Origin of the sequence: Nesiotobacter zosterae, from assembly GCF_033843645.1 — a bacterium.
Taxonomy (GTDB): Bacteria; Pseudomonadota; Alphaproteobacteria; order Rhizobiales; family Stappiaceae; genus Pseudovibrio; species Pseudovibrio zosterae.
Window position 1 is genome coordinate 95204 of the sequence record NZ_JAWXVZ010000005.1, and the last position, 13265, is coordinate 108468.

At 55.1% G+C, this 13265-nt stretch carries 7 protein-coding genes; 5 read left to right on the forward strand and 2 right to left on the reverse strand.

The window, feature by feature from the left end:
- Positions 1-5 precede the first annotated feature (5 nt).
- Positions 6-4385 carry a translocation/assembly module TamB domain-containing protein gene (locus tag Q3Y58_RS08680; protein ID WP_319621953.1) on the reverse strand — a complete coding sequence of 1460 codons (4380 nt, stop codon included), beginning with the start codon at positions 4383-4385 and terminating at the stop codon, positions 6-8.
- A 46-nt stretch (positions 4386-4431) separates the two neighbouring features.
- On the reverse strand, positions 4432-6360 hold the full coding sequence (locus Q3Y58_RS08685) for an autotransporter assembly complex protein TamA (RefSeq protein WP_319621954.1): 1929 nt from the start codon (positions 6358-6360) through the stop codon (positions 4432-4434).
- A 590-nt stretch (positions 6361-6950) separates the two neighbouring features.
- Between Q3Y58_RS08685 and Q3Y58_RS08690 the strand changes: the two genes are divergently transcribed.
- From Q3Y58_RS08690 to Q3Y58_RS08710, 5 genes are all read left to right on the forward strand, one after another.
- The gene (locus Q3Y58_RS08690; protein WP_274217132.1) at positions 6951-8087 is read left to right on the forward strand and encodes a polysaccharide biosynthesis/export family protein; all 1137 of its coding nucleotides are present in this window, start codon (positions 6951-6953) and stop codon (positions 8085-8087) included.
- Between the two features lie 104 nt (positions 8088-8191).
- Positions 8192-9553 (forward strand): capsule biosynthesis protein, encoded by a 1362-nt coding sequence (locus Q3Y58_RS08695; protein WP_319621955.1) that lies wholly within the window; start codon positions 8192-8194, stop codon positions 9551-9553.
- The gene (locus tag Q3Y58_RS08700; RefSeq protein WP_319621956.1) at positions 9543-10862 is read left to right on the forward strand and encodes a capsule biosynthesis protein; all 1320 of its coding nucleotides are present in this window, start codon (positions 9543-9545) and stop codon (positions 10860-10862) included. Before Q3Y58_RS08695 ends, Q3Y58_RS08700 begins: the two co-directional genes overlap by 11 nt.
- Complete coding sequence (locus tag Q3Y58_RS08705; protein WP_319621957.1) at positions 10859-12364, forward strand: capsular polysaccharide export protein, LipB/KpsS family; 1506 nt, start codon at positions 10859-10861, stop codon at positions 12362-12364. Before Q3Y58_RS08700 ends, Q3Y58_RS08705 begins: the two co-directional genes overlap by 4 nt.
- 10 nt (positions 12365-12374) lie before the next feature.
- Entirely contained in the window at positions 12375-13220 is an 846-nt protein-coding gene (locus Q3Y58_RS08710) for an SDR family NAD(P)-dependent oxidoreductase (protein ID WP_319621958.1), read from the forward strand.
- Positions 13221-13265 lie beyond the last annotated feature (45 nt).

Sequence of the window (13265 nt, forward strand, 5' to 3'; positions counted from 1 at the left end):
GAGAGTTAGTACTCGCGCTCGAAATAAAAGCCCGCTTTAGTGTCTCCAGTAGAGCCTGCTTCGCCGCGAATGCGCAAGTCCTTCGTCACCTCAATATCAACATTGGCGGCGTTTGAACCGTCTTTGGCGTTCTGTTTGACGCCCAGATAGATATTGTCGTTGATGTAGGTACCCGCCGACAGCTCGGCTTGGCCCTCCGAATTCACATTCACATCGATGTCACTCAGGCCCAAGACGTTTCGCAGTGCGCCCAACGGGCCTTCGGAGCTTCCGCCAGCCAGCGTGGTCACAGCGCTGGCCAGCTGAGCGATCTGAACAGGGGACAAATCTGTAACCGACTGTCCAAACAAGAGCTGCGCCAGAATTTCATCCTGCGGCAATTCTGGCGAGGAGCTTAGAGTAATCTCCGGCTCTGTTGCTTCGCCAACAATGCCGATGGTGACATTTGCCGAGGAAGTGGCAGTGGTGGCGGCAAAGTTCAGGTAGGGGGTGAGGCTGCCATCGAAAGTAACGGAGCCTTGTTGGAACTCCAGCCTGCGGCTCAGTATATCGAAACGGCCTCGGATCAACTGGAAGCCGCCAATGCCTTCGATGTCACTGGTGGTACCTGCAAGGCGCAAAGAACCGCCAACTTCCGCGTTGAGACCACGGCCGCGTACGAAAATCTTGCTGGGTGCGTTGACGTTCAGGTCCAGTTCGATGGGGGTGCCTCCATTCCCACCGGCAGACTGGTCGCCAGTTTCACCTGCATCAATGGCGAGCGCACGAGCCTGATCCATGACAGGTTTTGGTGCATTGAGGTGGCGCACAACAACGGGGCTGACACCACCGCCAAATGAGCTTGGAATGCCGATGTCGGCGCGTTGGATTGTAACCGTACCGCTCAGCCTTGGTGCCTGGCCCTGGGCCGCAAGTGGGCCCGACATGTTCATGTCAGCATCAATCAAAACGTCAGCCAGCGTTCCTTGAATGTAGCGGCCCTGATCAACCACGGCTGTCACCGCGATCGGGAGACCTTCATTCAGGCCTACCGTGCCATTGACCCGAATAGTGCCTCCGGTGCGCAGGTTTGCGCCCAGATTATTCACGGCAACCCGTTCCTGATTGGCTTCTACAGCACCGCTGAAATTCTCAAGCGTGAGGCCGGTCGCAAGCTGCGTGATCTCCATGCCGTCAGGTGTTGCGGTGGCCGTAAATTGGGGGGCAGAAAGCGCGCCGTTGGCCTTGGCAGACAAGTTGAGGAAACCAGAGCCGGTGAGCCCGGTGCGGATTAGGCGCGCCCGCAGAACCTCCAGTGGAACGCGCCCGGAGGCCTGCACATCAAGGCTGCCTCCTTGAGCGAGAGACACCTTGCCTGTGGAAGCAAGATCAAGTCCCGCATTGCTCGTGACTTTTGTTTCTTGCGTTACAACATTGTCTCGCAAGTTCCCGCTCGAGGTAATCGCGAAAGGTGAAATCTCATTTTGCCGCATTACGGCGATGCCTACGCCCTCAGCGTTCACTTGCCATTGCGCTGACGGTGAGGCAGGGGCACCGGTCACCTCTGCTGTTGCATTGACGCGGCCCTGAAGCCCAAGGCTTGGAGCCAGAGCATTCACAAGCTCCAGCGGCAGCTGGTCCACCTGCAATGCCAGATCAAGGTTTTCCCCGCCAGCGCCGGTCACCGTCACCGAGCCATCTCCAAGAGCCAGGATGAGGGGCCTGTTCAAGGACACCATGCCAGCTTTTGCGGAAATGCGGCTTGGTTCCTTGAGCTTGGTTTCAAGCCCGCGGTAAGCGCCTGCGATCTGATTGACGTCCACCTCAAGGCCGTCGTCGAGCTGGCGCAGCACAACTTCTGCGTCGAATGTGTCTCCTGGCCCATCAAGAACGGAGTTGAGGACAACAGCCGTCTCGTTTCCACGGGTGCGTGAGGTTGCGTTCGCACTTGAAACCACAACGGCCCCAGCGTTTAGGTTGGAGAGCGTTACCTCTCCATCCACTTCCGGTTCTGAAAGGGCCTTGAGGATACGAGCCTGCGCACTGAGGCTTTCAAGTGCAATGCTCTCCCAGACAAACGCACTGGCTTGCGTATCAAGATCGATGCGCATTTCTCCGCCCAGATCCTGAACCTGCACGCGGCCCACCAGAGCACCGTCAATGGGGGCCAGCACCAAAGGGGAAATCTGCGCCAGTTGCGGAGCGTTCACATCCAGATGACCAGTAATGCCAGCGGGAAGAGCCCCCAGATTTGCGATTTGAACTTCGCCTGAAGCTTCATTGTCGCCAACACGCACTTCCAGATTTTCAACGGCTGCGCCATCTCCGGAAGGCTTGAGATTGGCAGTGAGCAGGATTTCCCTGTCGCGCAGCGATCCCCTTAGGGAAACATCCGCCTCCGGTGCACTGGCACTAAGCACCAGAGAGCTGTTGAGCTCTAGGTCATCCACCGGCGTGCCAAGCATCTCCAGATCTTGAGTGGTCGCTTCAACATCAAGCTGAGCGGCATCAACCGGGCCTTGAATGGTCGAAGTGGCAGACAACTCTCCGGTAACGCGTGAATCCAGCATTGAAAGATCGGAAATGGAAAGCTGGAATTCGCCGTCAACTGCGCCGTTCTCTAAAGAAGTGCGGGTGCTTATTGAAAACTGGTCAGAAGAAATCTCCGCATCATTGATCACCAGCTTCCCTTGCGCCGGAAAGTCTTCTGGTATGCGTGCATCCATGTGTCCTGAAAGGGTTGTGACGCCGCGCAGCAGGTTGTCCGCTTGCAGCACCCCAATCTGGAGATCCTGCGTTTGACCTCGAAAACGGATATTCGCACTGCGTTCTTGAGGCGATCCTACCAGCTCGAAGTTGAGTGTGGCTGCGCCTGCAAGCGGGCGTTGGGCAAGGCCAGCATAACGGGTCAGATCATCAGCCTGCATCATGCCCAGTGCGGTTATTTCTTGAGTTGAAGCCACTACATCTTCCAATCGAAGAGAGGCTTCATCACTCACCGCAGACAGATAGCTGATGCGGGCAGTTTGGGCACTGAGATCCACAGCACCTTCCATGGAAAGAGAGGCTGCGGTCGGCAGGTGCTTGGCAAACTCACCACCTTTCAGTTCAACGCCTTCCATCACCATATTGGCCTTCAGTGGCGTTCTGAGCTGATCGGCTAGCGCTGAGGCACCGGTCCCTTGGGCATTCAGACGAAGCGACTGCATGTTTCCAAGTTCCGATACAACACCGGCGCTTTCCGCAACCAGTGTCCAATCTAGAGCTTCCAGTGCGCCATCTGCTGTCAGTGTGGCATCAAAGCGGTCAAGGCTCAGGCCTATTTCTGGAATTGGCAGGGCGAGTTTGCTGCCGGATGGTTGGCGTGTTCCAACATTCGCCTTTAGCAGAGCGGTGCGGCTGCCTTTCTCGATTGAACCGTTGGCTTTGATGAAAATGGCATTTGTCGCCAAACTGGCATCCAACCTGGTTGGGAAGAATGTGTCGTCCAGCGTTCCGTTTGCAACAAGTTGGGTCTGGCCTGTAAACAGACCTTCCAAATCACTCGGCAAGACACTTTGAAGATCGCCGTTGAGGTCAGCGGAGAAAAGCCTGTCCGCCCCTTGGCGATCCATGGTTATGGAGCCGCCAACGGTCGGTACACCGTCAAGTGCCAAAGCCATGTTGGCTTCCAGCGCATCCAGCGATCCCTTGCCAATCAGATCAAAATCAAAAGATGGGGATTGAGGTATCTCCAGAAGCGAAGCAATCAGCCCACCGGGTGCTTCGCTCACCATGGTGTCCACGTCAAATCGGAAGTCCGCAAGATTGAGTGTGACGGTAGCGTCCACGCTCCCCTTGATGCTGTCCAGTCGTTCAGCCTGAATAGTGAGGCTCACAATCTCCGGAGTTGGCGTCACCGAAGCGGAGCCATTCAGGCTCAGCGTAATCGGCTCGCCTAGAACTGAGCGCGCAATGGATATCTCCTGAACGCTGAAGTCCTGCACCGAGCCAGCAAAGGGAAGCGAGGTCGCTTGCTGTTCTGCTGTTGAATCCGTGTCTGTTTCCGTTTCTGGAGCTAAGGAAGGCCGGCGTACAACGCTGACTGAGGCGGCGCTTAAGCGTTCAATCTCAACGTTGCCTCTGATCAGCGCAAGGGGGGACCAATCCAACGCGATGCCGTCTACCGAGAGCCATTCCCCATCTGCGTCGCGCAAGGCGACACGTGCCACTTCAAGGTTGCCGCCGAGGCTCAGGGCAGGGGCATCCACCTCAATACCCGGTACAAATGTTGTGATCACATTGCCAAGTGCAACGCGCCCTTGCTCGACCTGGCTGGTTGCCACCAACGCACCATAGCTGATGGCCACCAGCGCGATTACGGTCAAGACCAAACGGGCCAACACTCCAAGAATGCGCAGGATCACGGGTAACGTCCTCATCTGTGGTGGGGAGCCCAGCAGGTATTCTAAACTAGAATGACTGGCTCAGACCCACGTATATGGCAAAGGATGGATCATTGTTTTTTGGGTCCAGCGGAACGCCCACGTCAAGGCGAAGCGGCCCTACAGGGGTAAAGTAACGCAGACCAGCGCCAACACCAACCTGCAGCGGTTCACTGAAGTCGGGCAGGGATGTGTCGTAGGCCGCACCAGCGTCGACAAAGCCGACCAATCCAATGGTGTCGGTAATCTTGGTTCTCAGCTCACCGTTCAAGAACAGGTAGGAGCGGCCACCGATGACTTCATCCCCTTCGCGCGGGCCAATGTTTTTGTAGGCGTAGCCACGCACTGAACCGCCGCCACCAAGGAAGAAGCGCCGGGATGCAGGCACGTCCTCAACGCTGTCGGAGTAGATCGCCCCGGTCCCCAAGCGTCCTGCCAGTATAAAACGCTCGGCTTCATCGAGGCTCTTGTAGGTCGCAACCGTGAATCTGGAGAACAGCAGTGGGGAGCTGTCCAGCGCATCGATGGCAGGTTCTATAAACCCTTCCGCAAAGATGCCGGAACTCGGGTTGAACTCGTTGTTGCGGCTGTCGTAGGTCACGTATCCGGGAATGCCAACGAGAAAATAGTTGTTGTTGCCAAAAACATCCTCTTCGTTAGCAAAGTAAAGCTCTCCGCCCACGCGCGCAGATAGCTTTTCATCAAACTCTTTGACGAAGAATGCGTCAGCGGAAATCGAACGGGACCTGTAGTTGTCAGGGCGCTCCTGAACGGCTGCAACGCTGGTCGTGAAAGCTGTCGTGGGGCCAAATGCGCCCGGTTTTTCAAAGGCAAGGCGCAGCGCATATTCCAGATCTTCCGGGTCTACGGCATCGATTTGCCCCACAGAACCAGAAAGCTGAAGTTTTTCTGCCTGTCCAAACAAGTTACGGTGGCGCCAATAGCCTTCAACGCCAAACCCCTCGTTGCTTGACCAGTTTGCGCCAAACCCGAAAACGCGCCGCGGCCGTTCGGACACGGTAATATTGATCGGGAGAGTTCCATCGGGGGCTATTGTCTCGCCGGGTTGCACACGCAAACTTGCAAAAACCTCAAGGTCTCGGAGGCGGGTCTCAGCGCGTTTCAGGATTTTCGCGTCATAACGCTCACCCTCTGGGATGTTGGCGTATGTCCGGATGAACTCGGGATCGACGCGTTCGGTGCCGGAAACAGTTACCGGGCCGAACTTCGCCAGGCGGCCACCATCAAAGACGAGCGTGACATCAAGGGTGCTGGTCTGATGGTTTGCCGTCAGACGGCGTGTCTTGACTGCCGCTTTCGGGTATCCAAGGTCTTCAAATGCCCGCAATCCTCTTGTTTCTGCAGTCAGCACCTTTTCCGAGAACGCTGGGGCTCCTTGTTGCAGACCCAAAGCCTCCGCCGTAGGCAGCTGGCCCAAAGTGGCGTCGCGTGCAACATTGTAGTGAATGTCCACGGTGCCAAGAGTGAACTCAGGTCCGGCCGTAACCGTGATATCAACCGGAATGGGGCGGGCGGAGATCGGGGTGGGGTCTTCTATCACTGCATCGACAGGTCTGCCATCTACGAGGATAGTGACGACGCCGCCATAGTATCCTTGTGTGTAGAGCGTGCCAACTAGACGCTCAAAATCGCCTGCAGCCAGCGCCAGTACGCCTGCCTCACCTGAAACGGGGGCGTCTTGTTTGCTGAACAGCTCACTGTTGGTTTCGAGCGCGGACTTCAAGTCTGTGTTGACTTCACTGGTGGCCGGATCGGGGGACAGTTCGAGCGTTACCGCAAAATCTGTTGGTTCGGGGATAGCATCTGCAAGATTGGCTTCAGGCTCTTTTTCACCCCAGAGGTGGAACCCAAACAGGCTAAACGCTTCCGCTGCAGAACTTGCGGGCATGGCAAGAGCTGCAACGACGCAGGTAATTACACCCAGCCGCTTCAACATATGCCTGCTCTTTGACGCAGATGCGTACACACCAAGCCCCACAAACCACTCCGACAAGATCCCTGCCATTTCAACCTTATAAGGTCGTTGCCCCAAGCAGGATCCGCGAAAACTCACCAAACATCAGTTCTGAGGGGATGAGCCTGCTAAAAGGAAAACCCCCAATGCCTTCAAGGCTGTTGTTGTTCTTGGTCCATGCCATGGCACCCGTTGTTTTGCAAACACTTCTTGGCCCATGTGCAACCGCGATGAAGGATCGGGAAGATATCCGACGAGATTGAGGAAGACTGCCAACAAATTGTGGATGATCTCGGGTGCAGCCGATTGCCTAGGGTTTATGAGAGTATTTGTTTGGAATTCAGAGTTGTGAACCCCGAAGGAGACCACAATCCGCCTGAGTAGAATCGGCAATACCAACAGTAGGCGGGCGCCTTTCTCTGATTGCTTTATGGTTAATAGTACCTAACAACTAATTCCTACTAACTTGTTGCGTTTGTTTAATTTTCCGCTCTGCGTCAAATTTGGCCCGTCTGGTTTCGGGAATCGCTCGGAGCCTGAATCTTGGTTTGCGAATTCGCTTGGAACTCTTGATGCGCTGGATAACAGTCTTTTTGATTTCGGTTATCTTGGCAGCGTGTGGTGCGCTGCCGGCTCAGGGCCCATCCTCAGCGGCAATTACCTCTGAGAAAGTTGCGTCGGACGCAGCTCTTGCCAACTACACACTGATCGGTCTTGATGATCAGGCAATCTCTGTTTTGCGTCATTACAAGCCGCAGAGTTTTGCCAATCGGTTTGGCGCTGTCCCCGTGGCAGGAAGAGGGACACGGCTGGGTGTGGGCGATGCCATCCATATTCATATTTGGGAAGCCGCACCCGATGGGCTGTTTTCTACCGAGCGCTCGAAGCAATCCGGCATCGAGACAGTCATTGACGAGGCCGGCTTCATCTTCATCCCATACGCTGGCCGTATTCGCGCTGCGGGTCTGTCCGTTGAAGGGCTGCGAACGACGGTCCAGAACAAGCTGATCGGAAAGGCGATCGAACCTCAGGTGCTGATCACGGTCCTGAGCAACCAGAGCAACAGCGCAGTTGTCGTGGGGGACGTGGTCAAGCCAGGGCGCTATCCGATCTCAATTCGTGGCTCCAAACTGCTGGAGCTGGTTGCCGAAGCGGGAGGGGCACGTGAAGCCTCCTATGAAACCGTCGTGACGCTCAAACGCGGATCGCGTTCAGGTACCGCCCGTTTTGAAGACCTGATCGAAAATCCGCAGAACAACATTTGGGTGTCTTCGGGAGACAACATTTTGCTCTCCCATCGCCCGCGTAGCTTCTCAGTGTTTGGGGCGGTGACCAAGGAACAGCTGGTTCCATTCCGGACGCAGGAAGTTACGCTCGCAGAAGCGCTGGCCTATGTGGGCGGTATTCGGGACTTCACTGCCGATCCTGCTGGCATCTTCCTGTTCAGGTTCGAGGAGGCGGGGCTGGTTCGTCAAATGGCACCGGGGCGGTTTGATGCTCACGTTTCGGCTTACACCTTGGTGCCGGTGGTTTATCGCCTGAACCTGCGAAATGCGGACGGGTTCCTTCGGGCGCGGTTTGTGCAAATGAAGGATAAGGACATCCTATATGTCGCTAACCATCCAACCGCAGAGTTCGGCAAGTTCCTGCAGATCATCTCACCGCTGATCTCAAACGTTTCTACGGTAAACCGCTTGGAGTTTTTCTAGGATTGTTCGCCGCTGGCGGCGGTTTAAAACAGGCATAGGGCATTTGAGTTGAGTAAGAGGCCGCGCACAATGCGAGGCTAGGGTTGCTTGAGTGGGGTGGGGCCATGGATGCAGAGCAAAGGGTTTTCTTGTTTCTGCAAGGTCCACCCTCCGTTTTTGCTCGAAAGCTGGCAGACGAACTTGAAGCACGAGGAGCCAAAACTCTTCGCATCAACCTATGCATTGGTGATTGGGTTTTTTGGCACGACAAACGCTCCGTTTCCTATCGTGGGCGGCTCGCCAACTGGGAAGTTTACCTGCGCCGGTTTCTCTTTGAAAACAAAGTGACGGACGTTGTCTACTATCAGGACAGGTTCCCCTACCATGCCGTCGCCAATGAAGTCTGCAACCAACTCGACATTCCCTGTTATGCCTATGAATTTGGGTACTTGAGGCCAGATTGGGTGACCCTTGAGCGAGATGGCATGGGAGCCTACTCGCGCTTTCCCGAAGAACCGCAGAAGATCAGAGACTTGGCGCAGAACATGATGCCTGTCTCCACCGAAGTTGAATATCCGTACCCGTTTTTTAACGAGGCATTCGGGGAGGTTTTTTACAACCTGCTCAACTTCTTCTTCCCCTGGCCCTATTACCTTTTCGACGACGACAAGGTTTACAATCCGCTCTTTGAATATCTGGCAATGATCCCTCGGCTTCTAATGGCGAGACGAAAGGACGAGGGGGCCAACATGCTCATTGAAGATGTGGTCGAGATTGCTGCCGGTTATTTTGTTTTTCCGCTTCAGCTGCAAAGTGATTATCAGCTGCGCTACAACTCGCGCTTTAATCATCTGAGTGAAGCAATCGAGCTGACAATAGCGAGTTTCGCTCGTCATGCGCCCAAGGCTCAGCACTTGGTGTTCAAAGTGCACCCGCTTGACAATGGAATTGAACCTTGGGCCGCAATCATTCGCCGCTTGTCACGCAAGTATCACGTCAAAAGGCGGGTTCATGTCATTGATGGCGGGAACCTGGCCACGCTTTTGAAAGCCGCACGCGGTGCCATAATGGTGAATAGCACCACAGGGCTTCACGCCCTCAGGCTGAAGTGCCCCGTAAAGATACTCGGCATTGCCATCTACGACATTGACGGATTGACGTTTCAAGGTGGACTGGATCAGTTTTGGTATGATCCAGAAAAGCCGGACCAGCGACTACTGCGCGCCTTTGAACAGGTGCTGGCCAGCACCATTCAGGTTAAAGGCAACTTTTATACTCGAGTGGGGCGTAAAGCTGCCGCAGTAGCCGCCGCTGAAAGGCTCATCGCCGAGACTGTAAATTTGCCGGGCGCGTTGGAAAATGAACCGCCGCGCCTGAAAAAGGCGATTGCCCAAGGCATCCCGGTAACATCACGAGCGCAAATCAAGACAAGAGGCAAAAAGCAGCACAAAGAAGACGATTGGGCAGGGCTTGAACATGAGCTTTAAGGAGCGGCCCCATCGTACTCATAGGCGCAAGGAAACTCGGCAAGACTTGCCCGAACGCCGCTACCTGTTTCTCCAGGGTCCTCTGTCACCTCTTTATTGCCGAGTGGGTCGGGAGTTGATTGGGCAAGGCGCGCCGGTCTTGCGCATCAACCTGTGCGTTGGAGACTGGATCTATTGGCATGGCCGAGAGACACGAAGCTATCGGGGGAGAGCGAAGGATTGGCGAGCCTATTTCGAGAGCCTCATCAAATCCTGGCGGCCGACTGATCTGATCTGCCACGGGGACGAGCGCTTCTATCATCGATGCGCGATCGACTTGGCGCGTGAAAACGGCATTCGCGTTTATGTAAGTGAAATGGGGTTGGTTCGACCGGGGTTCATGACACTGCAGCGCCAAGAGGCGCAGCCATATGGCGGATTTCCTAAAGATCCGAAAGAAATACAACGCTCGGCAAAGGTGCTGCCGAACATTGGAGAGGAAGCAGAGTTTCCATCACGGTTCCTGCGCTATCAGGTGCTGCCAGATCTCCTATACAACTTGAGTAACTACTTCCTGTGGTACTTCTATCCGCGCTACCAAAAGCATACACTTTACAACCCTTTGGAAGAATATGCGCGTTGGGCGATAAAACTCCTTGGCGAACGCCGAGCCGAAGAGCACGCGAGTGCTCTCCAGAATTCGCTGGAAGGCAGGAAAAACGTTTTTCTGTTCCCTCTTCAGCTTGAAGGCGATTATCAAATCCGAGCCAAATCGGATTTTGGCAGCATGCTCCCTGCGCTCGAAGTTATTCTGAGGTCGTTCGCGACTAGTTCTCCGATCGATGCAAACTTGGTGATCAAAGAACACCCTCTGGATGCAGGCTTTGAAAAGTGGCCAGATCAAGTGGCACGGCTCAGCGCGGAACTCGGCTGCGCGCAGAGGGTTCATTTCGTGCGCGGTGGCGCCATGGCGCAGTGGCTCAAGGTGGTTCAAGGGGTGGTTACGGTCAACTCGACCGCGGGCCTTGAAGCCATGCTCGAAGGTGTCCCTGTTAAGGCATTGTCTTCGCCCATCTATTGCTTTGAGGGGCTTACAGATCAACAGCCACTACATGATTTTTGGCGTGCGCCTTGCGCGCCCAGTTCGGCATTGCTCGCCGATTTTGTCCGCCTGCTCAAGAAACACACGCAGGTCAAAGGTGCGATCCATAACGCTGCCGGTCTGGAAACCGCAGTAAAGTCCTTCGTCACGAAACTTTCCGAGCCGCCGGAGGAACAAAAGGTACTGCCGAATTTTGAACAAGGTGAACTTGGGGAGGTCGCGTCATGACACCCATTTATTGCTTTGACTCCGAAAGCCGCAGGTTTGCCAAGGATTTGGTACGCGCTTTAAACCTTCAAGCAGGGGTACCGGGCGCGCCCCTTGCGCTTGCGAAAATTGGCTTTGTGATGCGCGAAAGCGTTGAGTTGGCGAACGCACGGCGCTGGGCGCAGAAGTCAGGAAACACTGTCTACATTTGGTCGAAACCAGCGCAGGATGTCAGCCATCAGGTCGCGGGAACAACCGTGCGTTGCTTTGAAATTTACAGCGCTGCCAGTGAGTTGGTCGCCGTTTCGGAGTCAAATTATGAGCGAGGACCTGTGCCGCCAAAGCTCGCGGCCGATAGGCAGAAGGTGTGGCTATGCAACGACGGCATACGCATTGGTGAGCGCGAAGCGCTGGATCTCAAAGAGGCTGAAATCAGGCATGCCGCCGAAACGCTTCAGCCCGCCATATGCGTTGGCGTCAAACCCTGGAACCATCGCGGCATTGGAAAGCTGATCGGTCGTGGGCGCAATGTGCGTTTTGTGAAAGATCCAGAGACAGGATTTAAAGAAGCAGCAAAAACACGCAGCCGCCTGATTGGATGGGGGAACTCTGTTCCGAACAGCATCATTGAGGTGTGCCGGCAGGAAGAAATCATTTTCCAGCGCATCGAAGACGGGTTCGTGCGCTCTGTGGGTTTGGGGGCGGGCCTCATTTCGGGGGCTTCTGTGGCATTTGATGATCGTGGCATCTACTACGATCCTCGGTCCGACAGTCGATTGTTTAGACTTCTGAACCAGCTCGACCTTTCTGCAAGACAGTTGGAACGTGGCAAAGAGCTCAAACGGATTTTGGAAGTGGCGCGGGTTTCCAAATACAATCTGACAGGTGCCACCCCTGAACTAGCAGCAGGCCCTGGGCAGGAAGTTGTTTTGGTTCCTGGACAGGTTGCTGATGACATGGCAGTGCGCAAGGGGCAGTCGGATCTGTTGGACTGCGAGAACAGTCCAAACATCAATATCGATCTCCTGAAAAATGTCAGAGAAGACTTCCCGGAGGCTTACGTGGTCTACAAACCGCATCCTGATGTTGCGGCGGACCTTCGCAAAGGAAAGGTGTCAGAGGCCGTTGCGGCAGGGCTTTGTGATCAAGTTGTTTCGAATGCCGATATCATCGATCTCATAGAGCGGGCAGATCGTGTGGTGACCTTTTCCTCTCTTGCGGGTTTTGAGGCGCTGGTTCGAGACAAACCGGTCACAGCCTACGGGCTGCCGTTCTATGCGGGGTGGGGGCTGACCGATGATCGCACGAAAAGTCTCTTGCGGGTGCGGCAGAGAAGCCTCGAAGAGCTCCTTTACATCACGCTGGTCGAATACATGCGAGCCATAGACCCGATAACTCTTAACGTTACGACACCTGAGATCCTTATCCGCCGATTGATGGAAATGAGGGAACGCACTGCAGGGCGTTCGAAGCGTTTGGCTTTGCAGTACATCTCTTGGGCTGCGCGGAAACTCGGGCTATGAGGAGAGGGGAATGACGACAACCGAAATGACAATCGTCATTACTGGAGCCAGTCGGGGAATTGGCGCGGCTCTTGCCAAGACCTATGCGGGCCCAAACATTCGCCTCGCGCTCATCGGGCGAGACCGCCAGCAGCTCAGCACCGTTGCCAACAACTGTGCTGCCCAAGGCGCCCACGTGCATGTAATCGAGTTGGATGTGAGAAACCATGAAGTGCTGCGCGCAACACTGCAGGCGTTCGACAACAGTTACGCGGTGGATTTGGCGATTGCGAACGCCGGAGTAACCTGTGGCACAAAGGATGAGACCGGTCTGGAAGATCCGGAGGAGGCGCACCGGCTGACGCAGGTCAACTATACGGCCGCAGTTGAGACTGCACAGGCCGTTTTGCCCGGCATGAAAGCGCGGGGCCATGGCCAGATTGCTTTTGTATCATCGCTTGCTGGCCTGAGAGCACTTCCAGATATGCCAAGTTATTCGGCAACCAAGGCAGCAATTGCCTATTATGGTGCTGCATTGCGTGGCCAGTTGCGGGGTACTGGCGTTGCGGTTGCGGTCATTTATCCTGGATTTGTAGCCAGCAGCATGACTGCAAGGCATCTTGGCGCAAAGCCTTTTAAAATATCAGCCGAAAAAGCTGCGCGGATAATCAAGGCAAGACTTCACAGAAAGTGGTCGGTGATTGCGTTTCCAATACCTTTGGTCGTCGGCATATGGCTGCAGAAGACATTTCTGATCCCACCATTGTCAGATCTCACTATGGGCTTGTTCAGAGCCAAAATTTTGGAGGATCCAAGTTACAGAAACTTGGATCAGACAAACGTTCCAGAGCTGCGGGAAACAGAGAAGACCGACTAGGTAAAGAAAAGGCCCGTGGGAAAACGGGCCTTTGGTGTTTGTCTT

What these genes read in the sequence shown, in the direction of transcription:
- Q3Y58_RS08685 (WP_319621954.1), bottom strand. Translation starts at nt 6,360, where the DNA reads ATGTTGAAGCGGCTGGGTGTAATTACCTGCGTCGTTGCAGCTCTTGCC.
- Q3Y58_RS08690 (WP_274217132.1), top strand. Translation starts at nt 6,951, where the DNA reads ATGCGCTGGATAACAGTCTTTTTGATTTCGGTTATCTTGGCAGCGTGT.
- Q3Y58_RS08695 (WP_319621955.1), top strand. Translation starts at nt 8,192, where the DNA reads ATGGATGCAGAGCAAAGGGTTTTCTTGTTTCTGCAAGGTCCACCCTCC.
- Q3Y58_RS08700 (WP_319621956.1), top strand. Translation starts at nt 9,543, where the DNA reads ATGAGCTTTAAGGAGCGGCCCCATCGTACTCATAGGCGCAAGGAAACT.
- Q3Y58_RS08705 (WP_319621957.1), top strand. Translation starts at nt 10,859, where the DNA reads ATGACACCCATTTATTGCTTTGACTCCGAAAGCCGCAGGTTTGCCAAG.
- Q3Y58_RS08710 (WP_319621958.1), top strand. Translation starts at nt 12,375, where the DNA reads ATGACGACAACCGAAATGACAATCGTCATTACTGGAGCCAGTCGGGGA.